The organism is Haemophilus haemolyticus, assembly GCF_001679045.1.
Lineage (GTDB): Bacteria > Pseudomonadota > Gammaproteobacteria > Enterobacterales > Pasteurellaceae > Haemophilus > Haemophilus haemolyticus.
The window spans coordinates 406,176-430,997 of sequence record NZ_LYCK01000001.1; the positions used below are offsets into that span (position 1 = coordinate 406,176).

Below are 24,822 nucleotides of genomic sequence, written 5' to 3' on the forward strand. Positions count from 1 at the left end.
TCCTTTCATTACGCTAAAATTTCTAATAATGCCTGTACAGGGTGTTTTAGCACCACATGTTCATAACGTTTTACCTGACTGCGGCAAGAATAACCGGTTGCTAAACAAAAGTGTGGATCTTTTCCATGTAGTTTTTTATGCCACGATACATCGTAGATTTCTCGGCTCATTTTTTGATTTTTCACTTCATGTCCAAATACACCGGCCATACCGCAACATCCTACTTTTTCTACATTAAGTTGTAGTCCAAATCTTCCAAAAATTTCTTGCCATTCTTTTGGACTGTTCGGCATAAAGGTAGATTCCGTACAATGCGGGAATAAATACCAATCGGAAGTGCGGTCAGTTTTGGCGATGTTTTTCAGTTTATCTTGTAATGCCGTATTTTGTAATCTTTGTTTTAACCATTCGTGTGAGGTGAGAACGTGAAAGTCTCCCCGTTTTTCTTGTAGAGCTTCCTTGTATTCATCTCGATAAGACAGCACGATGGCTGGATCAACGCCTACAAGTGGAATGCCTAATTTTGCCATTCGATTTAAAAACTCGGCTTGGTTTTCTGCTGTTTTGCTAAAGCGTTTTAAGAAACCTTTAATATGCATTGCTTTGCCGTTTGGTTTAAATGGCAACAGAATTGGTGTGAAGCCTAATTTCTGCGTAAGCACAACAAAATCGCGAACCACTTTCGCATCATAGTAAGATGTGTAAGGATCTTGCACAATAAATAAAATATCGGTTTTTTCTACCGCACTTAGACTTTCCAATTCTTCCAAGGATTTGCCTTGATAATGAATTTCCACCAGCTGTTGTTGCAAATTGGGTTCAGAAAGCAAGGGCAAATCGGTCATGCCTAGCGTTTTTTCCACTAATGTTTGCGTGACTTTCAGCTTGGTAAAATAATTAAAGAATTTTGCCTGTTTTGCCATATAAGGCGCAGCGATTTCTAAATTTGCCACAACGTGGTCTTTTGCGGGGCGTAAGTAGCGGCTGTGATAGAAATGAAAGAATTTCGCGCGGAAACTTGGCACATCGATTTTAATCGGGCATTGGCTCGCGCAGGCTTTACAAGCAAGGCAAGTATCCATCGCAGCTTTCACTTCGTGAGAAAAATCATAATTGCCTCGCCATTTTTGAATCGTATTGCTTAGTCTTTTCACAAGTGCGGTTAGTTTTATTTCTGTTTTACGGAAGTCTAATTGTTCGGGCGAAACATTTTCATTTGCCATCAATCGAAGCCATTCTCGAACCATGGCTGCGCGACCTTTCGGCGAAAATACACGGTTTTTACTGACTTTCATCGATGGGCACATAATGCTGTGTTCATCAAAATTGAAACATAAACCGTTTCCATTGCAGTTCATCGCACCCTTAAATTCATCGCGTATTTGGATAGGAATTTGGCGATCGTTATCAGCCCGCATTGGCGAAAGAATAGAATAAAGTTCCTCTTTGGAATCCAAAGGCGTACAGATTTTGCCGGGATTTAAGCGATTGTTTGGATCGAATAAGGTTTTGATATAACGAAGTTCGTGCCAGAGTTCTGGCGTAAAGAATTTTTCGCCGTAATGGGATCGTACGCCTTTTCCATGCTCTCCCCAGAGTAATCCACCATATTTAATCGTAAGTTCTGCTACTTCATCTGAAATTTGTTTGAATAATTTCACTTGTTCTTTATCGCATAAATCAAGTGCAGGGCGAACGTGCAACACGCCCGCATCTACGTGCCCAAACATGCCATATTGTAAATTATGTTTGTCTAATAAAGCGCGAAATTCACTGATGTAATCGGCAAGATTTTCTGGGGGGACACAAGTATCTTCTACAAAAGGAATAGGTTTGGCTGCACCTTTTGCATTACCAAGTAAGCCCACTGCTTTTTTGCGCATTGCATAAATACGTTCAATAGAAGGTAAATCAGAACAAACTTGATAGCCAATAATGTGATCTTGGTTGTGTTCGATTTTTTCATCAAGTAAGCGACAAAGTGCGGTAACTTGACGGTCTATTTTTTCTTTATTATTACCAGCAAATTCCACAATATTTAAACCAAGAATTGGATCTTTTTCATCTTCTGTAAGAAGTTCATTCACAGAGTGCCAAATAATATCTTGTTTGGCGAGGTTTAAGACTTTGGAATCAACTGTTTCCACAGAAAGTGCATTGGCTTTTACCATAAAGGGCGCATTGCGTAATGCCGCATCAAAAGAACGATATTTAATATTGATGAGCGTGCGATACTGAGGAATTGGCAGAAGATTGAGTTTAGCTTCACAAATAAATGCGAGAGAACCTTCAGAGCCAGTGAGAATTCTCGTAAGATTAAATTCACTTTCATCTTCATTGAATACATTTTTGAGATCATATCCCGTTAAAAAACGGTTAAGTTGTGGCAGATCTTTAATTATTACCGCTCTTTTTTCTTTGCAGTGTTGCGCAATGGTTTGATGGAGTCTTTTGCTACTATCACTTAATTCAAGTGCATCGATGTTTTCTAAAACATCAACAGAATTGACCGCACTTGTATCTAAAATTTCACCGTTCATTAATACTGCGCGTAATGCCAAAACGTGATTAGAGGTTTTACCATATTGCAATGAACCTTGCCCAGAAGCATCGGTATTAATCATTCCGCCTAAAGTCGCTCGGTTGCTAGTAGATAGCTCTGGGGCAAAGAACAAACCATGTGGTTTTAAAAATTGATTAAGTTGATCTTTTACTACGCCTGCTTGTACTCGAACCCAGCGTTCTTTTACGTTTAGCTCTAAAATAGCAGTCATATGGCGAGAGAGATCCACTATTATATTGTTATTGATTGATTGTCCATTGGTTCCCGTACCACCACCGCGAGGCGTAAAGCTGATCGATTGATATTCAGGTAAATTTGCTAATTTTGTTATACGTACTATATCAGCGACAGTTTTCGGAAAAAGAATCGCTTGAGGAAGTTGTTGGTAAATGCTGTTATCCGTAGCAAGACTTAATCTATCTGCATAGTTTGTAGCGATATTACCTTCAAAGTGCTGCTTTTGAAGTGTGTGGAGATAGTTAAGTACATTTTGTTCAATTTGTGGAGTGCGATTCAGACTTGGCAACATAGCATTTAACTCATTTAAAGATATAAATAGCTGGATACTCTCGATAATATCTTAAGGTGCGAACAATGTCGAATTAGATTTTGAGCGTTTTTAAGATACGTTTTATGGAGTAAATGAGTCAAGAAAAGAGTATTTTGGGATAAAAAATAAACAAAAGGTTCAAAAGGATTTGATCTTTTCAATTTTTATAGGATAATAGGCGCACTTTTGAACGTTCCTTTGGCGTAAACAAAGGAATTGAATTTGTCAAAAGGTAAAAAGTAGGGCAAATTCAAAACCCTAGTTAAGCGACTGTTTAGAATGTAACTTTAATTAAAAGTTCAGTATAAACAAGGACACTTTTTTATTACTATTCGATGACTAAATAGAGGACATCAAAATGAAAAAAACTGCAATCGCATTAGTAGTTGCTGGTTTAGCAGCAGCTTCAGTAGCTCAAGCAGCTCCACAAGAAAACACTTTCTATGCGGGTGTTAAAGCTGGTCAAGCATCTTTCCATGATGGTATCAGAGATCAAGCTCCAGGTTATCACCGTAATTCTTTCACTTATGGAGTATTCGGTGGTTATCAAATTTTAAATCAAGATAACTTAGGTTTAGCGGTTGAATTAGGTTATGACGATTTTGGTCGTGTTAGATACCGTTCAGATGCTCAACCTTTAGGTAAGCATACCGCTCATGGTGCTCATCTAACTTTAAAAGGTAGTTATGATGTGGGTAGCCTAGTAGGTTTAAATGGGTTAGATTTTTACGGACGTGCAGGTGTTGCTTTAGTTCGATCTGATATTAAAATTACTAAAGCAGCATATGCAGCAGATCCTCAAGAAAATGCAACTTTTGATGGAAAACGTAAACAACATAATTTACATGTTTCCCCTGTGTTTGCAGCTGGTTTAGAATATGCTATTTTGCCTGAATTAGCAGCTCGTTTAGAATATCAATGGGTGAATAAGGTGGGTCGTTTTAATGATCAAGACGGTCATCGTGTAGACTATTCTCCATGGATTGGTTCAATCAACGCTGGTGTTTCTTACCGTTTCGGTCAAGGCGCAGCGCCAGTTGTAGCAGCACCTGAAGTTGTAAGCAAAACTTTCAACTTAAACTCTGATGTAACTTTCGCATTCGGTAAAGCAAACTTAAAACCACAAGCTAAAGCAGCTTTAGATGGTATCTACGGTGAAATCGCACAAGTTAACAACGCTAAAGTAGCTGTTGCTGGTTACACTGACCGTATCGGTTCTGACGCTGGTAACTTAAAACTTTCTCAACGTCGTGCTGACACTGTAGCTAACTACTTCGTTGCTAAAGGTGTTTCTGCAGATGCAATCTCTGCAACTGGTTATGGTAAAGCAAACCCAGTGACTGGCGCAACTTGTGACCAAGTTAAAGGCCGTAAAGCGCTTATCGCATGTCTTGCTCCAGACCGTCGTGTAGAAATCGCAGTTAACGGTACTAAATAATTTTAGTATTCGTTTAACGAAAGATTAAATACAGCAAAGGCTTAAACTTCGGTTTAGGCCTTTTGTCTTATATGAATCTAAAATCAAGCATTTCAATCAAGTTTTAACTTGTGATAGAATGCGGTTCTCATTTATTTATAGGGAACATTATGGAAACCTTAGACAAAATCAAAAAGCAAATTAGTGAAAATCCAATTCTTATTTATATGAAAGGTTCACCAAAATTACCATCTTGTGGCTTTTCTGCTCGTGCATCTGAAGCATTGATGAATTGTAAAGTACCTTTTGGTTATGTAGATATTTTGCAACATCCAGATATTCGTGCTGAATTACCAGCATATGCAAACTGGCCAACTTTTCCGCAATTATGGGTGGAGGGAGAATTAATTGGTGGTTGTGATATCATTTTAGAGATGTATCAATCTGGTGAATTACAAACTTTATTAGCTGAAGTTGCAGCAAAACACGCTTAATTACATTAGAAAAATGAAACCCGCTTATAGCGGGTTTTTTATACAAATAAATTTGTTTTTTATTGAATAAATAGTCTAGGCAAGCTTTAATACCTTAGAAAGTGCGGTAAAAAATCGATTATTTTCTTCAGGTAAACCAATACTTATACGCAAATGATTCGGCATGCCATAACCAGCAATTGGGCGAACAATTACGCCTTCATGTAATAATGCATCATAAATTGGGGCTGCAGATTGTTTGAAATCGATCGTTATAAAATTTCCTTTGGAAGGAATATATTCTAATTGATGATGTTGGCAGAACTCTTCGTAACGTCGCATTTCTACTCGATTATTTTCAGCTACTTTTTCAACAAATTCATCGTCATTCATTACGGCAACCGCAGCGGTTAATGCCAAAGAATTACAGTTAAATGGTTGTCGAACTCGATTTAATAAATCTGCTATTTCAGGATTAGATACCGCATAACCAATGCGTAAACCTGCTAAACCATAGGCTTTAGAAAGAGTGCGTGAAATAATTAAATTTGAATATTTTTTTAATAAACGGAAGGAGTCCACTCGTTCTTCAGATCTGGTAAATTCAGTGTAGGCTTCATCTAATACCACGATTACATTTTGGGGAACTTTTGCTAAAAAATCTTCAATTTCTTGTGTTGTTAAAAAATTACCCGTTGGATTATTGGGATTTGCAATGTAAATTAGCTTTGTTTTATCAGAAAGTGCGGTCAAAAATCCTTGTAAATCGTGCCCCCAATTTTTAGCTGGAATTTCTTTTGCAACTGCATTGATTGCTTTAGTTACTAAAGGATAAACAATAAAGGCATATTGTGAATAAATGATTTCATCGCCTTCGCTTGCGAAAGTGTGAGCAAAAAGTTCTAATAAATCATTTGAGCCATTTCCGAGCGTGATTTGATTTGGTTGAACACCAAATTTTTTTGCGATAGTTTGTTTTAGTTCAAAGCCATTCGCATCTGGATAACGAGTCAGTTTATCTAATTGTTCGAAAATTGCTTTTTTTGCACTTTCTGGAAAACCAAATGGGTTTTCGTTTGAGGCCAGTTTAACGATATTGGAAATGCCAAGTTCTCGTTCTAATTCTTCAATGGGTTTTCCTGCTTGATAAGGGGATAAGAATTTTACGCCACGATTGGCAATGTTGATGTACTGCATAGTGTTATTTGAAAATATTGATGTGGATTAGGATTAATTTTCAAGTAAATTTGGGCGTAGTAAATACGCCCATTGAAAATATTCTTTAACTATTGAGGAAGATTTTCAGCTTCAAATTTTTTCATAAATGAAATGAGTGCCTCAACGCCTTCTTGTGGCATTGCATTGTAAATAGACGCACGCATTCCACCTAAAACCTTGTGACCTTTCAAGGCTTGTAAGCCCGCAGCAGTGGATTCTGCGACAAATTTTGCATCTAATTCAGCATTGCCAGTGATGAAAGTGACATTCATTGTTGAGCGGTTTTCTTTTGCTACCACATTGCGGTAAAGTTTGCTCGAATCAATATAATTATAAAGGGTTTGTGCTTTTAACGCATTACGTTTTGCGATCACCTCTAAGCCCCCCATCTCTTTAAGATGTTTAAATACGAGGGAACATAAATACCAAGCAAATGTTGGTGGTGTATTAATCATTGAATCTGCATCACGTTGAGTTGCATAATTCCAAATAGATGGGGTTTCTTTACGTGCATTACCGATTAAATCATCACGAATAATGACTAACGTAATGCCCGCAGGACCAAGATTTTTTTGCGCACCTGCATAAATTACACCAAATTTACTGATATCGATTTGGCGTGAAAGAATATTTGAAGACATATCTGCGACCAATACGGCATCGCCCACATTTGGTACATCAAAAATCTCTACACCACTGATGGTTTCATTTGGGCAATAATGAACATAGTCATATTGATCGGCGATATGGCTAAAATCAAGATTAGTAATTCGAGTCTGTTCGCCATTTTCTACAATAGTGATTTCATCAATTTCTGCAAAATTTCTTGCTTCTTTTGCCGCTGTAGCTGACCAATGTCCACTATTTAAATAAAGGGCTTTGCCTTTTTTACCGATCAAGTTCATCGGAATCGCTGCAAATTGACCACGAGCACCGCCTTGTAGGAAAAGTACGCGATAGTTATCAGGAATATTGTAAACCTCACGTAGATCTTTTTCTGCTTGTGCAATAAGTTCCATGAAATATTTGCCGCGATGGCTCACCTCCATCACGGATACGCCTTGATTGAGCCAATTTGTCAGTTCACCTTGTGCTTTTTGTAGTACTTCTGGAAAAATCATCGCTGGGCCAGCGCTAAAATTAAAGACTTGTGACATTGTGTTTCCTTATTTTTGTAGATAGTCGAATCTGTTTTATCATTACAAAAGCAGAGAATCAAACGCTTTTTCGGTAAATAAAAAATTTTTTTGAGCTGACTCACAAAATTTACTTTCAGCTTTTGACGAATTACCAAAAAGAGGCTACATTACCGCCATCAATTTTCTTACTAAAAGAGAGTCATTATGGAAACTGTAAACAAGCAATCTTTCCAAGAAGTGTTGGAATACGTGCGTATGTATCGTTCGAAAAACAAAATTAAGCGCGACATGGAAGACAATAATCGTAAAATCCGTGACAATCAAAAACGCGTATTATTGTTAGATAACTTAAATCAATATATTCGTGATGATATGACCATCGAAGAGGTGCGAGGAATTATTGAAAGTATGCGTGATGACTATGAAAGTCGTGTTGATGATTATATGATTCGTAATGCTGAACTTTCTACGCAACGTCGTGAGATTAGCGCCAAAATGAAAAGTCAGAAAAAAGCGCATGCGGAATTATTGAAAAATTCTGAAAAATAATTGTAAATAAAGTAGCCGACTGAATCAGTCGGCTTATTTTTTATAAGCTATTCATTGCGTTAATGATTTTAATTTCGTCAAAATTGACAATATCTTCTTGAAATATAGTAGTTTCTTGAATTTTTCCTTCTTGTAATAATATTTCTCGTTGTGTGCCTCTAAGTAATGGGGTGTCTGGTGTGTACCATTTTTTCCCTTGGCGGAAAATTAAATTACCAATGGAACAATCTGTCACTTTTCCATTTTTGATAATCATAATTTCATCACAAGAACCACGTTGTGCAAACAATATATTAATTAAACTGCGATCAGAATATTTCAAGCCATATTCGATATCGTCACAAATTACAGGTTGAAAAGTGCGGTAAATTTTTCGATGGTATTCAAAATATTGAATTTGTGTGGTTTTGTCATTGTAATCAATGCGGCAGCGAACTAATCGATTTTGTAAGAGAGCAGGAAGTTGAATGAGTGAAAAAAGATTAAAAATTTTCACCGCACTTTTGCCATAATATTCACGCAAACTGCGTTCATATCGCGCTTGGTGTAAATCGATATTTTGAATTTTCCCGTTTTCAATACAAAGGGTTTCAAATAGAGGATACATTAATCAGCACCTTCAATCGGTAAATAGACTTTTTCTAACAATTCTTCATATTCATCTTGCATATTGCTATGAATGGTAATACCGCCTCCGCTATGAAAATAAAATTTTTCATCTACTTGAGAAATAAATCGAATTGCCACTGCACTTTGTAGTGTTTTACCATCAAATATGCCAAAAATTCCTGTGTAATAACCGCGTTTTTGTTTTTCTGCTTGTTGAATAATTTGTGTGGTTTTTTCTTTTGGCGCGCCACTAATGGAACCGGCAGGCAAGAGTTTCGCTAAAATATTCCCAATTTGGTTTTGCCAGTTTTCATTCAATTTTCCGCAAATTTCAGAACTGGTTTGCAGTATTTCGCCTTTTTGTGTTTTGATGCGATCGATATAACGAAATTTTTTCACCTGAATGTTTTCTGCCACCATGGATAAATCATTACGCATTAAATCAACAATTGTGTAATGCTCGCGTTGTTCTTTTTCATTTGTGAGTAACTGATTTTCTGCATCGGGTAGAGATGCATTAATTGTCCCTTTCATGGGATAAGTAAAAATGCTGTTGTCATGAATATTGACAAAACATTCTGGTGAGAAGCAAACAAATTGATCTTGTAACCACAATTTATAAGGTGCATTTGTTTGATGAAAAATTTGTTCAAGTGAAATATTTCCTGAAATTTCTGTGGGGTAGGTGAGATTCAATAAATAAGAATTGCCTTTTTGCAATTCACTTTGAACAAGTTCAAAACCTTGTTGATAACGCGAGAAGGGCATTGGATGTTTGGTAAAATTAAGAGGGAGAGGTTGTGGAGAAATCGTGCTATTTCTTTTCCCTAAAATATCAAAATAAATGCGTTGTTGTGCAGAATTTTCGAGAGGACAAATTAATGGTTTTTCTTTTTCAAAATCAATGAGAAAGAAAAATGGCGTACGCTGTTTGCCATAATGATTAGCCTGTTTAATAAAATGTTGCATTGTGCTTTGTGCCATTTTGCGTAAAATTGCCCGATTATAACGAATGCCGAGCAGTTATGAAATTACTCATCATTAATAATCACGATTCTTTTACTTTTAACTTGGTAGATTTAATTCGAAAATTAAATGTGCCTTATGATGTTTTAAACGTGGAAGATTTAAAGGAAAGTACAGCTGAAAAATATAGTCATATATTGATTTCACCGGGGCCTGATGTACCACGCGCTTATCCACAACTTTTTTCTATGTTGAAAAAATATTATCAGCAAAAATCTATTTTAGGTGTGTGTTTAGGGCATCAAACCTTATGTGAATTTTTTGGTGGTACATTGTATAACTTACAGAAAGTCCGTCATGGCCAGAAACGAATTTTAAAAGTGCGGTCAAATTCTCCATTATTTTTTAGCCTTCCAAGCGAATTTAATATCGGGCTATATCATTCTTGGGGCGTACAGAAAAAAGATTTTCCTAGTTGCCTAGAAATTACCGCACTTTGTGATGAAGGTGTGGTAATGGCGATTCAGCATAAATCGTTACCAATTTATGGTGTTCAGTTTCATCCAGAGTCTTATATGTCAGACTTCGGTGAGCAAATTTTGCGTAATTGGTTGACTATTCCTGCTGCGATTAATCAATAATAGCGCTTGCTTATTAAGCAAAAATACGTATTATAGCCGTCTATACGTCAATACATCCAAATTTAAAAGAAAAAGAGAGAAAATATGTCTAGCTATTTATTTACATCCGAATCAGTCTCTGAAGGGCATCCAGATAAAATTGCCGATCAAATTTCTGATGCGGTACTTGATGAAATCCTAAAACAAGATCCAAAAGCACGAGTAGCTTGTGAGACCTACGTAAAAACCGGTATGGCATTGGTTGGTGGTGAAATTACCACATCAGCATGGGTCGATATTGAGAATTTAACGCGTAAAGTGATTTGTGATATTGGTTATGAACATTCTGAAATGGGTTTTGATGGCCATTCTTGTGCGGTGCTTAATGCGATTGGTAAACAATCTGCAGATATTAATCAAGGCGTTGATCGTGAAAATCCATTAGATCAAGGCGCAGGCGACCAAGGTATTATGTTTGGTTATGCCACCAATGAAACGGATGTATTAATGCCTGCAGCTATTACTTATGCACATCGTTTAATGGAAAAACAAGCTGAAGTGCGTAAAAGCGGTAAACTAGCATGGTTACGCCCAGATGCGAAAAGCCAAGTAACGTTAAAATATGAAGATAATAAAATTGTTGGTGTGGATGCGGTTGTGCTTTCTACTCAACATTCTGAAGAAGTTACCCAAAAAGATTTACATGAAGGTGTGATGGAAGAAATTATCAAACCTGTATTACCAAGTGAATGGCTTTCTAAAGAAACAAAATTCTTCATTAACCCGACTGGTCGTTTTGTTATTGGTGGACCGATGGGGGATTGTGGTTTAACTGGTCGTAAAATTATCGTGGATACTTACGGTGGTGCTGCTCGTCACGGTGGTGGCGCATTCTCAGGAAAAGATCCATCTAAAGTTGATCGCTCAGCAGCTTATGCTGCACGTTATGTCGCAAAAAATATTGTTGCAGCAGGTCTCGCAGATCGTTGTGAAATCCAACTTTCTTATGCGATTGGTGTGGCAGAGCCAACATCTATTATGGTCGAAACCTTTGGGACTGGAAAAGTTGCGAATGAATTATTGGTTTCATTAGTTCGTGAATTCTTTGATTTACGTCCTTATGGCTTAATTAAAATGTTAGATTTAATCCAACCAATCTATCGTGAAACGGCAGCTTATGGCCATTTCGGTCGTGAGCAATTCCCTTGGGAAAAAGTGGATCGTGCAGCAGAATTACGTGTTGCAGCAGGATTAAAATAATCTTATTTTTTAATTTAGTAAATTATATAAAAGCCGCTTATCTAGCGGTTTTTTCTTTTCAATCATGACATCAATAGAGCAAATTCCATTTCGTCATTTAAAAATGCAAGTGCAACGTAAATTAAATAAGTCTTTGCAGCTTGCAGAGGCTTATTTTAAGCGAAAATTTACAATGCCTGAGGTAAATTATGAGTTACGTGGAATAAAGGCAGGAGTGGCTTACCTACAAAAAAATGAAATAAAATTTAACCGCACTTTGTTATTAGAAAATGCAGATGAATTTATTCGACAAGTCGTGCCGCATGAGCTTGCGCATTTGATTGTGTATCAAATGTTTGGTCGTGTAAAACCACATGGGCGGGAATGGCAGCTTGTAATGAATGAAATTTTTAAGCTTCCTGCGGATACTTGCCATCAATTTGATATAAAAAATGTGCAAGGGAAAACTTTTAAATATCGTTGTGCGTGTCAAACTCATTTTCTAAGTATTCGACGTCATAATAGAGTCGTAAAAGAAAACATTGAATATTTATGTAGAAAATGTAAGGGAAAATTAGTTTTTGTCGATGAAACAGAATAATTTTTGTGATATATTTTCCCAGTTTATTCAATAAATAAAGGAGTTATCCAATGAAAAAATCTTTATTAGCAGTTATTGTTGGTGCATTTGCCTTTGCTTCTGTTGCAAATGCGAATATCTATGCTGAAGGCGATATAGGTTTATCTCAAACTAAAGCAAACGGTAGTAATAACACTCGAATTGAACCTCGTGTAGCGGTTGGTTATAAATTAGGAAATACGCGTGTTGCGGGTGATTATACTCATCATGGAAAAGTTGATGGTGCGAAAATTCACGGTTTAGGTGCATCAGTATTATATGATTTTGATACAAATTCTAAAGTTGAACCTTATGTAGGTGCTCGTGTTGCAGCTAACCAATTCAAATATGATAATAGAGCTAACCAAGTATATAAAAGTTCTTCTGAAACTAAAATTGGCTATGGTGTTGTAGCTGGCGCTAAATATAAATTAGATGGTAACTGGTATGCGAATGGCGGTGTTGAGTATAACCGTCTAGGTAGTTTTGATAACACCAAAGTTAATAACTATGGTGCAAAAGTTGGTGTGGGTTACGGATTCTAATTTTTACAATACGTAAAATCCTTTTATTAAACACTTTAATTTAACGGTGATCGTCTAAGGCGATCACCGTTATTCGTTTTAGGGCAGAGTAGAAAATAGTTGACTAAAAGTGCGGTTAAAATTCTCGGAAATTTTCTTTCTCAATAGCTTTTTGATAAAACTATCACATTAAAATATAAAAAATCCCAACCTTGGTTGGGATTTAAAAATGACTAAAGATTTTACCGCACTTTATACTTTGCTTACTTCAAAACGTTCAAATGCCAACACTTTTTTCTCTAATTTACGTAGCAATAAAGTCGCAATGCCCGTAATAATTAAATATATAGCGCCTGCGATGCCGTAAATTGTCAGTGCATCATATTCTGTACCATAAAGTTGGCGAGCATAGCCCATTATATCCATAATTGTAATGGTGGAGGCTAATGCCGTGCCTTTAAATACCAAAATGATTTCGTTGCTGTAAGAAGGCAACGCACGTTTTAAGGCATAAGGAATTAAAATTTTCAACGTTTGTATGCGGTTTAATCCTAATGCGGCACAACTTTCCCATTGTCCTTTGGGAATGGCTTTCACTGCTCCATGAAATAATTGTGTGGAGTAGGCTGCACTGTTTAGCGCTAAAGCTAATGCAGCACAGAACCACGCATTGGATAAGACATACCATAATGGGCTGTCAATAATCCATTGGAATTGGCCCGGCCCCGCATAAATTAAAAAGAACTGTACTAACAGTGGCGTGCCAGTGAATAAAGTAAGGTATAAATTAACCGCTCTTTTTACCCATTTGTTTTCCATTGAAAGCAAAAAGGTGAGAAATAATGCCAAACAGAAGGCAATCAGCAACGATACGACTGTAAGCAACAAACTCGTTGGAATCCCTTGTGCGATCACGCTTAAATATTCTTGAAACATTATTTTACGCCCCTTTCAAAACGAGTAAAACGCAACTCTAATTTTCGAATACCAACTTGGCTAATTAATGTCACTGCCAAATAAATTAACGCAGCAATACCGTACCAAGTAAAGGGTTGATGTGTGTTGGTATTAATCAGATCCGCTTGGCGCATCAAATCGTCCACGCCAATTAATGAAACCAATGCTGTATCTTTTAGTAATACAAGCCATTGATTGCTTAAACCTGGTAAGGCATGACGCCATACCTGTGGCATGACAATGTGGATGAACGTATAGCTTTTGCTTAAGCCTAACGCCGCACCAGATTCCCATTGACCTTTCGGGATAGCTTGAATGGCTCCGCGTAATGTTTGTGAAGCATAAGCTGCAAAAATGAGAGAAAGCGCAAATACACCGCAGCCAAATGCCCCAAATTCAATGTATTCTCCTGTTAGCATTTCGACTAATTCAGTAGAACCAAAATACACGAGTAATACAACGAGAATTTCAGGTAAGCCACGCAATAAGGCAATGAGTATAGCCGTTGGTTTACCAACAAAACGGTTTGCTTCAAGTACGGCAAAAATTAGACTTAAAAATAAGCCTAGGATTAATGAACAGACCGCAAGCCCTAAAGTCATTAGGGCTGCGGTAAGCATTAAAGAAAGAAAATCATAACTCATAGATTATTTTGTCATCCATTTATCATAGATTTTTTGGTATTCACCATTTGCTTTAATTGCAGCTAAACCTTTGTTTAATTGCTCAGCTAATTCTTTATTTGATTTATGCATCGCAATACCTAAACCATTACCAAAATATTTTTTATTTGCTACTTTTTCGCCAACAAATTGCATTTCTGGCTCTTTGCTAATCATATCTGCAAGTACTGCGGTATCGCCAAAAATCATATCAATTCTACCGCTCTTTAAGTCTAAAATTGCGCTTTGTAAGCTTGCATAAGCCTTAGTTGTATATTGTTTGGTTTCAGCTACGGTGTATTGTTGGAATGTGGTTCCATTTTGAACGCCGACATTTTTTGCACTTTCTAACGTTGCTTTTCCTTTAAGGGTTACATAGCTTGCAGTGCTATCGTAATATGCATCAGAGAATAAAACTTGTTTTGCTCTCGCATCGGTAATATCAATAGCGGAAATGGATGCGTCAAAGCGTTTTGCTTTTAAATTTGGAATTAATGCATCAAAAGCTTCGCCTTTGAATTTACAGGTTGCTTGGATTTCTTTACAAATTGCATTCGCTACATCGACATCAAAGCCAATAATCTCGCCTTTTTCATTTGTGGTTTCAAATGGTGGATAGCTAGGTTCCATTGCAAAAGTAAGTTCTTGTGCGCTTGCCGCTACGGATGCGCCTAATAAAATTGCAGTTAACAATGTTTTTTTCATAATAAAATCCTTATTCTCTAGTGAGAAAGATATTGTTTAAATTGTTCGGTTTTCGGGTTTTCAAAACAATCTGCCGAGCCTATTTCGACAATTTTCCCCTGTTCCATATACACCACTTTAGTCGCGACTTTTTGAGCAACATTGACTTCATGGGTCACAATCACCTGAGTAATGCCGGTTTCTTGTAATTCTTTAATTATATCTACAACTTGCGCTGTAATTTCTGGATCTAATGCAGCCGTTGGTTCATCAAATAGAAGAACTTGTGGTTTCATCATCAGTGCACGGGCTATTGCAACACGTTGTTGCTGACCGCCTGATAAATGTAATGGAAAGCGATCTGTAAGTCGTTCTAAACGTAAACGTTTTAATAATTCCATCGCATCTGCTTTGGCTTCATTTTCGCTTACGCCACGCACTTTCATTGGCGCTTCAATTAAGTTTTCAATTACCGTTAAGTGCGGCCAAAGGTGATATTGTTGAAATACCATTCCTACATCTTGGCGTAATTGTCGAATTGCTTTGGGATTTGCCATTGCATTGGATAAATTAAAATCATTGTTTGCAATGCTTAATTCGCCAGATTTTGGTACTTCTAATAAATTTAATGTGCGAATCAATGTGCTTTTACCTGCGCCACTTGGGCCAAGCAATACAACGGTATCACCCTCATTAGCTTCAAGATTAATATCAAATAATGCTTGAGATGAACCGTAAAAGAAATTTAGATTTTTAACACGAATAGTCATTTCAATTTTCTCGTCTTTTAAGATGAAAAAATATTACATTTTTATGCATAATTATGCAAGTGACATAAATAAAAAATCCCAAAAAAATTTGGGATTTTAAAAATTTGATTGAAATCAACCGCACTTTAGGCTTATTTAGCCATTTCAAACTCAATTAACATCATTAAAATATGAATGACTTTGATATGGATTTCTTGAATACGATCTGCATAACGGAAATGTGGCACACGAATTTCAACATCCGCTAATCCAGCCATTTTCCCACCATCTTTGCCTGTCATCGCAATGACTTTCATGCCTTTTGCTTTTGCAGCTTCAATGGCGTTTAAAATATTTTTTGAATTACCAGAGGTCGATAAACCGAATAACACATCGCCTTTTTGACCCACCGCTTCAACATAGCGTGAAAATACATATTCATAACCAAAATCATTACTTACACAGCTTAAATGGCTTACATCTGAAATCGCAATAGCGGGGTAGCCAGGTCGATTTTCACGATAACGACCTGTTAATTCTTCTGCAAAATGCATCGCATCACAGTGCGAACCGCCATTACCACAAGAAAGCACCTTGCCTCCTTGTTTGAAACTATTTGAAATTAATAATGCGGCTTCTTGAATTAATTTAATGTTATTTTCGTCAGAAATAAATTTGTTTAACACATCTTGTGCTTCCACAAGTTCAGCTTTGATTTGATTTAAATACATTGATTGCTCCTTGTTGGGAATAAAATCGCGATGGCATTGTATAGCAGATAAACATTCTCCGCTAGCGTAAATAAAAATTCATCTTTTTCTGATGAAGTAAAGATTTTTTGCGATTTAGATCGTAATAGCGAATTTGCGTGCTTTTAGATTATTCCAGATAAACTTATTCTGAGAAAAATGACCAGCACCAAAATTTACAAAAATATCATGAAATTTTACCGCACTTTGTTACTTTTCTTCGTGAGCTCTTTCGCTTTAGCTAACTCAGATTTAATGCTTCTTCATACCTACGATAATCAATCAATAGAAGGTTGGGTGATGTCTGAAAAATTAGATGGTGTACGTGGTTATTGGGATGGAAAGCAATTATTAACTCGACAAGGGCAACGTTTATCTCCGCCCGCCTATTTCATTAAGGATTTTCCGCCTTTTGCGATTGATGGTGAATTATTTAGTGAGCGAAATCATTTTGAGGAAATTTCATCAATCACAAAATCTTTCAAAGGCAATGGTTGGGAAAAACTTAAATTATATGTTTTTGATGTCCCTGATGCAGAGGGTAATTTATTTGATCGTTTAGCTAAATTGAAAGCGTATTTACTTGAATATCCTACGACTTATATTGAAATTATTGAACAAATCCCCGTGAGAGATAAAGTGCATTTATATGAGTTTCTTAATCAAATCGAATCTTTGAAGGGGGAGGGCGTCGTAGTACGAGATCCTTATGCACCTTATGAACGAAAACGTAGCAATCGGATTTTAAAATTGAAAACAACTCAAGATGAAGAGTGTACGGTCATTGCACACCATAAAGGAAAAGGACAATTTGAAAATGTGATGGGTGCTTTAACTTGTAAAAATCATCGGGGAGAATTTAAAATCGGTTCGGGTTTTAATTTAAACGAACGAGAAAATCCCCCTCCTATAGGATCTGTGATTACTTATAAATATCGAGGCCTTACGAATAGTGGAAAACCTCGATTTGCAACCTATTGGCGAGAGAAAAAATGAGCTTATTTATCAGTCTGACAAAATGAATTTAATCAATATGGAAACAAGCGATTAATTTTCCATCAGTATATTGCTCTAAGTGCGGTTGGTTTTCACGACATTTTTCTGTCGCTTTCCAACAACGAGGATTAAATGCACAGCCTTTGGGCGGATTAATTGGACTTGGCAATTCGCCTGTCAGCTTAATACGCTCACGGCGCAAGTTTGCTGACAAACGTGGTGTTGCTGAAAGTAACGCTTTGGTATAAGGATGTTGAGGATTAGAGAAGATTTGCTCTGTTGTTCCTTTTTCGACACAACGACCTAAATACATCACCATCACTTCATCTGCGATATGTTCTACTACGGAAAGATCGTGCGAAATGAACACGTAAGACAAGCCTAATTCATCTTGTAAATCCATCATTAAATTCAGTACTTGCGCACGCACAGAAACATCCAATGCAGAAACCGGTTCATCGGCAACGACAACATCAGGTTCTAACATTAAGCCACGTGCAATGGCGATACGCTGGCGTTGCCCGCCTGAGAACATATGGGGGTAACGATCATAAAATTCAGCGCGCAATCCCACTTTTTCCATCATTGATAAAACTTTTTCTCGACGTTCTTTGGCTGAAAGTTTTGTATTGATGATTAATGGTTCTTCCAAAATTGAACCAATCTTTTTACGTGGATTTAATGAGGCATAAGGATTTTGGAAAACTATTTGAATTTTTTTACGACGTAGCGCCTTTGTTTCAGGATCATTTTCTAAAAAATTATGCCCTTTATAATAAAGTTCGCCTTCAGTTGGTTCTTCAATCATGGTTAGCAAACGCCCTAGCGTTGATTTTCCACAACCAGATTCCCCTACGACAGCTAAAGTTTTACCTCGTTCAAGCTGAAAAGAGACACCATCTAAAGCTTTTACTTGCTGTGGTTTTGCAAACAAGCCTTTTTTCACTGGGTAATATTTTTTCAAGCCAATGGCATTTAATAATGGCGCATTTTCTTTTACTTCATTCGTCATTATTAAGCTCCTTGATATTCAATTGGATTGCCTTGCTCGTTCAGCGGAGTATGGCATTTTACTTTGCGAGAACCGATATGATGCAATTGAGGTTCGACTTGGCGACAGTATTCGGTTGCATAAGGACAGCGAGGATTTAACAAACAGCCTGTTGGGCGATCGTATTTTCCAGGTACTACACCTTGTAATGACTCTAAGCGAGATTTTCCTTCTGCAAATTCAGGTAATGAACGTAACAAGGCTTGAGTGTAAGGATGTTTTGGCTCGCGAAAAATATCTTTTGCGGTGCCTTCTTCAACGATTTGTCCTGCATACATCACGATAATTCGATCTGCAGCTTCAGCAACAAGCGCAAGATCATGGGTAATCAAAATCAGCGACATGCATTCTTTTTTCTGCAATTCGAGTAAGAGTTCCATAATTTGTGCTTGAATGGTTACATCTAACGCAGTAGTTGGCTCGTCTGCAATTAATAATTTAGGTCTGCAAGCAATTGCCATCGCAATCATCACGCGCTGACTCATTCCGCCAGAAAGCTGATGGGGATAAACATCAATGCGAGATTCTGGATCAGGAATACCGACCAATCTTAAAAGCTCTAAAGTGCGGTCTTTTCTTGCCTTTTTTGTGCCGCCTTCGTGAGTTTTTAACGCTTCCATAATTTGGAAACCCACAGTATAAGCTGGATTCAAGCTTGTCATCGGATCTTGGAAAATCATTGCTACATCAGCACCAATAAGCTGGCGTTTAGCTTTACTCTCTAAAGTGAGTAAATCAGTGTTTTCAAATTGCAAGGATTCTGCCGATACACGTCCTGGATGATCAATTAATCCCATAATAGCGAGCGAACTCACCGATTTACCTGAGCCCGATTCCCCCACGATGCCAAGCACTTCGCCTTGTGCGACTTGATAGCTGATGCGATCCACTGCTTTAAATGGCGTATTTTTATCGCCAAAGTGAACAGAAAGTTCTTTTACGTCTAATAATGCCATTCTGTTTTCCTATTGTTTGAGTTTTGGATCAAGTGCATCGCGTAAGCCATCACCCATTAAGTTAAAGGCGAGCACTAAAGATAAAATCACTAAGCCAGGAATTGTAACCAACCAGTTTGCCGCTTGCATAAAACCACGCGCTTCTGAAAGCATTGTGCCAAGCTCAGGTGTTGGTGGTTTTGCACCAATGCCTAAGAAACCCAGTGTCGCGAGTTCTAAGATCGCATTAGAAATCCCCATTGTCATTTGCACAATCAAGGGCGCTAAACAGTTTGGTAAAATCACAATAAACATGAGGCGAAGAACTCTAGCGCCTGCGACTTTAGAGGAGGTGACATAATCACGATTTTTTTCATTCATCACCGCAGCTCGAGTTAAACGCACATAGCTAGGAATTGATACAACAGCGATCGCTAAAGTGGCATTGGCGAGTGATGGCTCTAAAATAGAGACGACGACAATCGTCAAGAGTAAGTTTGGAATCGCGAGCATAATATCAATTAAGCGAATGATGATTGTATCTAGCACGCCGCCATAATAACCAGAAATCAAGCCAAGACTGGTACCAAAGGCGCAGGATAGCAATACGATGACAAATCCCGCAAAGACGGAAATTCGCGTTCCGTAAATGATGCGAGAAAGGATATCTCGCCCAATATCATCTGTTCCTAGTAGATAGGCAGGATTGCCGCCTTCATACCAAGCGGGAGGAAGTAAAAGTGCGGTACGATTTTGTTCTGTTGGATCAAAAGGCGCAATATAAGGCGCGAAAATGCTGATTAAGGCAATAATCACAATAAAGGTTAAACCGATTAGCGCGCCTCGGTTTTGTTTGAAGTAAAACCAAAATTCTTGCAAGGGCGTTTTCGGCGCGAAAGTTGAAGGCGTGTCAGACATAATTTCTCCTACAATTAATGACGGATACGCGGATTGACCACGCCGTAAAGTAAATCGACGGTTAAATTCACCACAATAATAATCGTCGCAATAATAAGTACAGAACCTTGTAATACAGGATAATCACGCGCTTGAATGGCATCAATAATCCATTTTCCAATTCCCGGCCATGAAAAAATGGTTTCTGTCAGTACGGCACCAGAAAGCAATTGACCAACGATTAATCCGACCACAGTGACAACAGGAATTAACGCATTACGCAATGCATGAACAATGACAATTCGAGTATAACTTAGGCCTTTTGCTTTTGCTGTGCGAATGTAATCTTCACCTAACACTTCCAACATCGCAGATCGTGTCATACGCGTAATAATGGCGAGAGGAACTGTGCCTAGGACTATTGCAGGAAGAATTAAGGATTTAACCGCATTTTCGAAGGCGCCAGGCATACCAGAAAGCCAGCTGTCAAGGAGCATAAATCCTGTCGGCGTATCGATCCAAAATTCATTATCTAAACGTCCACCTTGTGGTAAACCGAGTTGTGGTGAAACGTATAAAATTAAAATCAATCCCCACCAGAAAATTGGCATAGAATAACCAGTAAGCGATGCAGCTGTAACGGTGTGAGAAATCCAACTGTCTTTTTTTACTGCAGCAATCGTGCCTAAAATCACTCCGCCTAATAACGACCAAAATAACGCAAAAAATGCTAATTCAGCTGTGGCAGGGAAAAGTGTAAAGAATTCAGTAAGAACCGGTTGTTGAGTGCGGAATGATGCACCAAAATCACCTTGTAGCACTTTAGCAATATAATGAAAATATTGTTCATGCAAAGGAAGATCTAATCCTAATTGATGCATCATTTGTTGATGTATTTCAGGTGTTAAGCCACGTTCACCCATCATTATTTCAACTGGATCGCCAGGAATAAAATGCACAAGGGCAAACGTGATAAAAGTAATGGCAATAAAAGTTGGAATTACCATTAAGATACGTTTGAAGAAAAATTTAAACATTCAATCACTCAAATACAAAAAAAGTGCAGTTAAAATTCACCGCACTTTTCAAAGAAATTAATCGGTAGAAGTAAAACTCCCTTGGATTCTACCGCACTTTTTCCAGTTTTGCCAAATGTGCAATGAGCCATTTAATGCCTTGCGCTTGGAAGGCAATTTGGAGGCGAGTATTGTTATCTGAGCCTTCAACATTAATGACGGTGCCAAAACCGAATTTTTCATGTTTGACTTTTTGACCCATTTTCCATTCATTTTCGACCGCACAGGTATTCGACAATGAACCGATTTTTGCTAGATTCATCGCGCGCGTGACAGTTCCTCGTAAACGAATTTCTTGGATACATTCTTTCGGTAATTCGGCGATAAACCGTGATGGCAAATGGCGTTCTTCTTTTGCATATAACCGACGGCTTTCCGCATAAGAGATGGTCAGTTTTTTCTTCGCGCGAGTAATGCCGACATAAGCTAAACGACGTTCTTCCTCTAAACGTCCAGGTTCTTCAAAAGAACGGAAACTTGGGAATAACCCTTCTTCTACGCCAACCATAAATACACGCGGAAATTCTAAGCCTTTAGCGGAGTGTAATGTCATCATTTCTACACAAGATTGATGTGGAGAGGCTTGTTCTTCACCTGCTTCTAAAGAGGCATGAGTTAAAAAGGCGGTGAGTTCCGTCATATCTTCTACATCATCAGGTTTGATGAATTCACGGGTTGCGGTAACTAATTCTTCCAAATTTTCAATCCGCACTTCGCCTTTTTCACCTTTTTCTTGTTTATACATTTCATATAAACCCGAATGTTTAATCACAAAATCAGTTTGTGCGAAAAGCGGCATTTCTGCGGTATCAAGTTGTAGTGAATTAATTAATTCCTGGAAACGCAATAATGCTGTTGAGGCTCGTCCAGCCAACATATTTTCTTGTGTTGCAACTTGTACAGCTTGCCATAAGGTAATTTGGCGTTCGCGTGTTAAGTTACGCAATATATCTAAAGTGCGGTCGCCAATGCCACGGGTTGGTGTATTAATTACACGCTCAAAAGCTGCATCATCTTGACGATTATTAATCAAACGAAGATAGGCCAAAGCATCTTTAATTTCTTGCCGTTCGAAGAAACGCATACCACCATAAATACGATATGGAATTTGACAACGAATTAAGGCTTCTTCAATAACACGTGATTGGCTATTACTACGATAAAGTACAGCGCAATCATCAAGTTTTCCTCCATGTTCTACCCAATCCTGAATTTGTGAGGCAACAAATTTTGCTTCGTCCAATTCATTAAAGGCAGCATAGATGCCCACAGGATCTCCTTTTTCCCCCTCTGTCCATAAATTTTTACCAAGACGATCACTATTGTTTGCAATTAATTCATTTGCGCTGTTTAAGATATTGGCGGTAGAACGATAGTTTTGTTCAAGGCGAATTGTTTCAGCTTTAAAATCTTTTAAGAATTTCTGGATATTTTCGATTTGTGCACCACGCCAGCCATAAATAGATTGATCATCATCGCCGACGATCATGACTTTGCCAGTTTCTCCCGCGAGAATTTTGATCCATTTATATTGAATTTTATTGGTATCTTGAAACTCATCCACCAAAATATGCTGAAAACGTTGTTGATAACGTTGCAAAATTAATGGTTTTTTCTCAAATAATTCATAGGCCCGAATTAATAATTCAGCAAAATCGACCAATCCTGCGCGATCGCAGGTGTCTTGATAGATCTTATAAATTTTAATCCATTCACGCTCTTGACGATCATTAAAATCTTCAATGTCGTTTGGTCGCAAGCCTTCATCTTTTTTGTTATTGATGTACCAACAAGCCTGTTTGGGGGGAAAGGCTTTTTCATCAAAATTATGTAATTTTAATAACCGTTTAATTAAACGAAGTTGATCTTCTGAATCCAGAATTTGGAAATCTTGTGGCAATCCTACATCTAAATGATGAGCTCGCAATAAACGATGGGCAATGCTGTGGAAGGTGCCAATCCACATACCAAATAATTGATGTTGTGCGTGTTTGGAAAGGGTAGCTTGAATACGATGACGCATTTCTGCTGCTGCTTTATTGGTAAACGTTACTGCCATAATGCTGCCTTCAGAAATATTTTCTACCGCAATTAACCAAGCAATACGGTGCGTCAATACACGCGTTTTGCCCGAGCCTGCACCAGCTAGCACTAAGTGATTACCAAGGGGGGCTGCTACGGCTTCGCGTTGTTTATCGTTAAGTCCGTCAAGTAATTCAGAAATATCCATGATGAAATTTTTATCTGTTCAAATTTACAGGAATTATAAGTCTAATTTTTTGATATCACAATCAAGAAAATCATAAACTTATCCGACTTTACAAAAATAGTATTACAACTTATATTGATTCGCGGTTAGTCGGGGTGCGGACATCGCTGAGAAAATACCCGTGAACCTGAAACAGTTAGCACTGGCGTAGGAAACTAATCTCTCCTCCTTAAGGGCTGACTTACTTTTTTCTGTATTCATATAAGTAAGGATGTATCATGGCACTCTCTTTTTCTTTAAAAAATTCTTTTAAATTGACCGCACTTTCCGGAGTGCTTGGTTGCGGCTTATTAGGATTAAGTTTATCAACCCCAGCTCAAGCAGAAGGCAAATTAGTGCTTTATTGCAGCGTCCAAAACACGACTTGTGAAAAAGTCGCTCACGCTTTTAGCAAAAAATATAATGTGGACACTCAGTTTGTGCGTAATAGCACTGGGACTGTATTAGGCAAAATCAAAGCCGAAAAAGAAAATCCACAAGCAGATGTGTGGTATGGCGGTACATTGGAACCGCACTTTCAGGCTAGAGATGCAGGTTTGTTAGAAACTTATCGTTCACCTCTGCAAAAAGAAATTATGCCTCAATTCAAAAAGCTCACAGAACAACGTGGCGATACCACGTCGATTATTTATCTTATGGAGCTTGGCATTGGGATGAACGAAAAACTGCTAGCTGAAAAAAATATCGCGAAACCTCAATGTTATGCTGATTTATTAAAACCAGAATTTAAAGGGTTAATTCAATATCCAGATCCTCGAGTATCGGGCACAGGCTACACGATTCTTACAACTTTAATTGAAATTATGGGCGAAGATAGAGCCTTTGCTTATTTGAAAGAACTTGATAAAAACATTGCACAATACACGAAAACTGGATTAGCAACGGCTAATATTTCTACGGGGGCAGCCGCGGTTGATATTGGTTTTATGCATACTTATGTGCGTGAAAAGGATAAAGGCGCACCGGTTATTGGTGCTTTACCTTGCGAAGGCACAGGCTATACGTTAGGGGCGGTCAGTATCATTAAAAATGGACGCAATTTAGATAATGCTAAACGCTTTGTTGATTTTGTGCTTTCTGCAGAAGCCCAAGAAATTCCTTGGCGTGAGGCGGATTCTTACCAACTGCCAACAAATATTCATGCCAAAGCGCATCCACATCTTTCAGATCCTGCGAAACTTAAATTGATTGATATTGATTTCATCAAATTTGGTTCGGATCAAGAGGCGAAACGATTAATAGAACGCTGGGTTGAAAATGTGAAGGAAAGAAAAGAGTAATTGATGTTAGCCTGATAAAAGTGCGGTGAAA

Annotated in this window: 24 protein-coding genes and 1 riboswitch; of the genes, 9 read left to right on the forward strand and 15 right to left on the reverse strand. The window is 37.8% G+C overall.

From position 1 onward, the window contains the following. Positions 1–8: 8 nt before the first annotated feature. The gene (ydiJ, locus tag A8M50_RS02085) at positions 9–3,092 is read right to left on the reverse strand and encodes a D-2-hydroxyglutarate dehydrogenase YdiJ (RefSeq protein WP_005646346.1); all 3,084 of its coding nucleotides are present in this window, start codon (positions 3,090–3,092) and stop codon (positions 9–11) included. 379 nt (positions 3,093–3,471) lie between these two features. Between ydiJ and ompA the strand changes: the two genes are divergently transcribed. Further along, entirely contained in the window at positions 3,472–4,551 is a 1,080-nt protein-coding gene (gene ompA / locus A8M50_RS02090; RefSeq protein ID WP_005646263.1) for a porin OmpA, read from the forward strand. 149 nt (positions 4,552–4,700) lie between these two features. After that, positions 4,701–5,024 (forward strand): Grx4 family monothiol glutaredoxin, encoded by a 324-nt coding sequence (gene grxD, locus A8M50_RS02095; RefSeq protein ID WP_005627223.1) that lies wholly within the window; start codon positions 4,701–4,703, stop codon positions 5,022–5,024. Between the two features lie 75 nt (positions 5,025–5,099). Here grxD and hisC read toward each other — a convergent pair whose 3' ends face one another. Beyond that, on the reverse strand, positions 5,100–6,200 hold the full coding sequence (gene hisC / locus A8M50_RS02100) for a histidinol-phosphate transaminase (protein ID WP_005646406.1): 1,101 nt from the start codon (positions 6,198–6,200) through the stop codon (positions 5,100–5,102). An 89-nt stretch (positions 6,201–6,289) separates the two neighbouring features. After that, on the reverse strand, positions 6,290–7,378 hold the full coding sequence (serC, locus tag A8M50_RS02105) for a 3-phosphoserine/phosphohydroxythreonine transaminase (protein ID WP_005646289.1): 1,089 nt from the start codon (positions 7,376–7,378) through the stop codon (positions 6,290–6,292). 186 nt (positions 7,379–7,564) lie between these two features. On the opposite strand from serC, the gene A8M50_RS02110 reads away from it, so the two are divergent. Continuing rightward, positions 7,565–7,909: a DUF496 family protein gene (locus A8M50_RS02110; RefSeq protein ID WP_005646383.1), complete on the forward strand. Its 345-nt coding sequence runs from the start codon at positions 7,565–7,567 to the stop codon at positions 7,907–7,909. Between the two features lie 40 nt (positions 7,910–7,949). Here the strand turns inward: A8M50_RS02110 and A8M50_RS09095 are convergent, their stop codons facing one another. Both A8M50_RS09095 and A8M50_RS02120 read right to left on the reverse strand, forming a co-directional pair. Next, the gene (locus tag A8M50_RS09095) at positions 7,950–8,516 is read right to left on the reverse strand and encodes an aminotransferase class IV family protein (RefSeq protein WP_005646438.1); all 567 of its coding nucleotides are present in this window, start codon (positions 8,514–8,516) and stop codon (positions 7,950–7,952) included. Continuing rightward, positions 8,516–9,502 (reverse strand): aminodeoxychorismate synthase component I, encoded by a 987-nt coding sequence (locus tag A8M50_RS02120; protein ID WP_005646377.1) that lies wholly within the window; start codon positions 9,500–9,502, stop codon positions 8,516–8,518. Before A8M50_RS02120 ends, A8M50_RS09095 begins: the two co-directional genes overlap by 1 nt. A 41-nt stretch (positions 9,503–9,543) precedes the next feature. Between A8M50_RS02120 and A8M50_RS02125 the strand changes: the two genes are divergently transcribed. The 4 genes from A8M50_RS02125 (at position 9,544) to A8M50_RS02140 (ending at position 12,507) form a co-directional block, all read left to right on the forward strand. Then, entirely contained in the window at positions 9,544–10,125 is a 582-nt protein-coding gene (locus A8M50_RS02125) for an anthranilate synthase component II (RefSeq protein WP_005646356.1), read from the forward strand. Positions 10,126–10,209: 84 nt separating this feature from the next. Further along, a complete protein-coding gene (gene metK / locus A8M50_RS02130) occupies positions 10,210–11,364 on the forward strand; it encodes a methionine adenosyltransferase (protein ID WP_005646315.1) in 1,155 nt (384 codons plus the stop codon). Positions 11,365–11,428: 64 nt separating this feature from the next. After that, on the forward strand, positions 11,429–11,944 hold the full coding sequence (locus A8M50_RS02135; protein ID WP_005646373.1) for a SprT family zinc-dependent metalloprotease: 516 nt from the start codon (positions 11,429–11,431) through the stop codon (positions 11,942–11,944). A 50-nt stretch (positions 11,945–11,994) separates the two neighbouring features. Further along, a complete protein-coding gene (locus A8M50_RS02140) occupies positions 11,995–12,507 on the forward strand; it encodes an opacity family porin (protein WP_005634965.1) in 513 nt (170 codons plus the stop codon). Between the two features lie 231 nt (positions 12,508–12,738). Here A8M50_RS02140 and artM read toward each other — a convergent pair whose 3' ends face one another. The 5 genes from artM to lpcA form a co-directional block, all read right to left on the reverse strand. Beyond that, positions 12,739–13,422, reverse strand: a complete 684-nt coding sequence (gene artM, locus A8M50_RS02145) for an arginine ABC transporter permease ArtM (RefSeq protein WP_005646282.1) — start codon at positions 13,420–13,422, stop codon at positions 12,739–12,741. Next, positions 13,422–14,087, reverse strand: coding sequence for an arginine ABC transporter permease ArtQ (artQ, locus tag A8M50_RS02150; protein WP_005646437.1), 666 nt, complete (start codon positions 14,085–14,087; stop codon positions 13,422–13,424). The genes artM and artQ overlap by 1 nt, the downstream gene beginning before the upstream one ends. Before the next feature lie 3 nt (positions 14,088–14,090). After that, positions 14,091–14,810: a lysine/arginine/ornithine ABC transporter substrate-binding protein gene (locus A8M50_RS02155; RefSeq protein ID WP_005634963.1), complete on the reverse strand. Its 720-nt coding sequence runs from the start codon at positions 14,808–14,810 to the stop codon at positions 14,091–14,093. 17 nt (positions 14,811–14,827) lie between these two features. Further along, a complete protein-coding gene (artP, locus tag A8M50_RS02160; RefSeq protein WP_005646341.1) occupies positions 14,828–15,559 on the reverse strand; it encodes an arginine ABC transporter ATP-binding protein ArtP in 732 nt (243 codons plus the stop codon). 131 nt (positions 15,560–15,690) lie between these two features. Beyond that, positions 15,691–16,269 (reverse strand): D-sedoheptulose 7-phosphate isomerase, encoded by a 579-nt coding sequence (gene lpcA / locus A8M50_RS02165; protein WP_005646457.1) that lies wholly within the window; start codon positions 16,267–16,269, stop codon positions 15,691–15,693. Between the two features lie 207 nt (positions 16,270–16,476). Here lpcA and A8M50_RS02170 point away from each other — a divergent pair, with 207 nt between their 5' ends. Continuing rightward, entirely contained in the window at positions 16,477–17,283 is an 807-nt protein-coding gene (locus A8M50_RS02170) for a DNA ligase (protein WP_032826586.1), read from the forward strand. A gap of 28 nt (positions 17,284–17,311) precedes the next feature. Here the strand turns inward: A8M50_RS02170 and A8M50_RS02175 are convergent, their stop codons facing one another. The 5 genes from A8M50_RS02175 to uvrD form a co-directional block, all read right to left on the reverse strand. Further along, the gene (locus tag A8M50_RS02175; protein WP_005646453.1) at positions 17,312–18,295 is read right to left on the reverse strand and encodes a peptide ABC transporter ATP-binding protein; all 984 of its coding nucleotides are present in this window, start codon (positions 18,293–18,295) and stop codon (positions 17,312–17,314) included. 2 nt (positions 18,296–18,297) lie between these two features. Next, positions 18,298–19,290, reverse strand: coding sequence for a dipeptide ABC transporter ATP-binding protein (dppD, locus tag A8M50_RS02180; RefSeq protein WP_005646410.1), 993 nt, complete (start codon positions 19,288–19,290; stop codon positions 18,298–18,300). Between the two features lie 9 nt (positions 19,291–19,299). After that, on the reverse strand, positions 19,300–20,187 hold the full coding sequence (locus tag A8M50_RS02185; protein WP_005646298.1) for an ABC transporter permease subunit: 888 nt from the start codon (positions 20,185–20,187) through the stop codon (positions 19,300–19,302). A gap of 14 nt (positions 20,188–20,201) precedes the next feature. Further along, positions 20,202–21,203 carry an ABC transporter permease subunit gene (locus A8M50_RS02190; RefSeq protein ID WP_005646276.1) on the reverse strand — a complete coding sequence of 334 codons (1,002 nt, stop codon included), beginning with the start codon at positions 21,201–21,203 and terminating at the stop codon, positions 20,202–20,204. A gap of 88 nt (positions 21,204–21,291) precedes the next feature. Next, positions 21,292–23,472: a DNA helicase II gene (gene uvrD, locus A8M50_RS02195; protein ID WP_005646403.1), complete on the reverse strand. Its 2,181-nt coding sequence runs from the start codon at positions 23,470–23,472 to the stop codon at positions 21,292–21,294. Between the two features lie 120 nt (positions 23,473–23,592). Next, positions 23,593–23,682, forward strand: a riboswitch (TPP riboswitch). A gap of 47 nt (positions 23,683–23,729) precedes the next feature. On the opposite strand from uvrD, the gene A8M50_RS02200 reads away from it, so the two are divergent. Then, positions 23,730–24,791, forward strand: a complete 1,062-nt coding sequence (locus A8M50_RS02200) for an ABC transporter substrate-binding protein (RefSeq protein WP_005646272.1) — start codon at positions 23,730–23,732, stop codon at positions 24,789–24,791. The last annotated feature ends 31 nt before the right edge of the window (positions 24,792–24,822 follow it).

Excerpts from the sequence above, each read along its gene's own strand:
- ydiJ (WP_005646346.1), bottom strand. The coding sequence starts at position 3,092 with ATGTTGCCAAGTCTGAATCGCACTCCACAAATTGAACAAAATGTACTT.
- ompA (WP_005646263.1), top strand. The coding sequence starts at position 3,472 with ATGAAAAAAACTGCAATCGCATTAGTAGTTGCTGGTTTAGCAGCAGCT.
- grxD (WP_005627223.1), top strand. The coding sequence starts at position 4,701 with ATGGAAACCTTAGACAAAATCAAAAAGCAAATTAGTGAAAATCCAATT.
- hisC (WP_005646406.1), bottom strand. The coding sequence starts at position 6,200 with ATGCAGTACATCAACATTGCCAATCGTGGCGTAAAATTCTTATCCCCT.
- serC (WP_005646289.1), bottom strand. The coding sequence starts at position 7,378 with ATGTCACAAGTCTTTAATTTTAGCGCTGGCCCAGCGATGATTTTTCCA.
- A8M50_RS02110 (WP_005646383.1), top strand. The coding sequence starts at position 7,565 with ATGGAAACTGTAAACAAGCAATCTTTCCAAGAAGTGTTGGAATACGTG.
- A8M50_RS09095 (WP_005646438.1), bottom strand. The coding sequence starts at position 8,516 with ATGTATCCTCTATTTGAAACCCTTTGTATTGAAAACGGGAAAATTCAA.
- A8M50_RS02120 (WP_005646377.1), bottom strand. The coding sequence starts at position 9,502 with ATGGCACAAAGCACAATGCAACATTTTATTAAACAGGCTAATCATTAT.
- A8M50_RS02125 (WP_005646356.1), top strand. The coding sequence starts at position 9,544 with ATGAAATTACTCATCATTAATAATCACGATTCTTTTACTTTTAACTTG.
- metK (WP_005646315.1), top strand. The coding sequence starts at position 10,210 with ATGTCTAGCTATTTATTTACATCCGAATCAGTCTCTGAAGGGCATCCA.
- A8M50_RS02135 (WP_005646373.1), top strand. The coding sequence starts at position 11,429 with ATGACATCAATAGAGCAAATTCCATTTCGTCATTTAAAAATGCAAGTG.
- A8M50_RS02140 (WP_005634965.1), top strand. The coding sequence starts at position 11,995 with ATGAAAAAATCTTTATTAGCAGTTATTGTTGGTGCATTTGCCTTTGCT.
- artM (WP_005646282.1), bottom strand. The coding sequence starts at position 13,422 with ATGTTTCAAGAATATTTAAGCGTGATCGCACAAGGGATTCCAACGAGT.
- artQ (WP_005646437.1), bottom strand. The coding sequence starts at position 14,087 with ATGAGTTATGATTTTCTTTCTTTAATGCTTACCGCAGCCCTAATGACT.
- A8M50_RS02155 (WP_005634963.1), bottom strand. The coding sequence starts at position 14,810 with ATGAAAAAAACATTGTTAACTGCAATTTTATTAGGCGCATCCGTAGCG.
- artP (WP_005646341.1), bottom strand. The coding sequence starts at position 15,559 with ATGACTATTCGTGTTAAAAATCTAAATTTCTTTTACGGTTCATCTCAA.
- lpcA (WP_005646457.1), bottom strand. The coding sequence starts at position 16,269 with ATGTATTTAAATCAAATCAAAGCTGAACTTGTGGAAGCACAAGATGTG.
- A8M50_RS02170 (WP_032826586.1), top strand. The coding sequence starts at position 16,477 with ATGAAATTTTACCGCACTTTGTTACTTTTCTTCGTGAGCTCTTTCGCT.
- A8M50_RS02175 (WP_005646453.1), bottom strand. The coding sequence starts at position 18,295 with ATGACGAATGAAGTAAAAGAAAATGCGCCATTATTAAATGCCATTGGC.
- dppD (WP_005646410.1), bottom strand. The coding sequence starts at position 19,290 with ATGGCATTATTAGACGTAAAAGAACTTTCTGTTCACTTTGGCGATAAA.
- A8M50_RS02185 (WP_005646298.1), bottom strand. The coding sequence starts at position 20,187 with ATGTCTGACACGCCTTCAACTTTCGCGCCGAAAACGCCCTTGCAAGAA.
- A8M50_RS02190 (WP_005646276.1), bottom strand. The coding sequence starts at position 21,203 with ATGTTTAAATTTTTCTTCAAACGTATCTTAATGGTAATTCCAACTTTT.
- uvrD (WP_005646403.1), bottom strand. The coding sequence starts at position 23,472 with ATGGATATTTCTGAATTACTTGACGGACTTAACGATAAACAACGCGAA.
- A8M50_RS02200 (WP_005646272.1), top strand. The coding sequence starts at position 23,730 with ATGGCACTCTCTTTTTCTTTAAAAAATTCTTTTAAATTGACCGCACTT.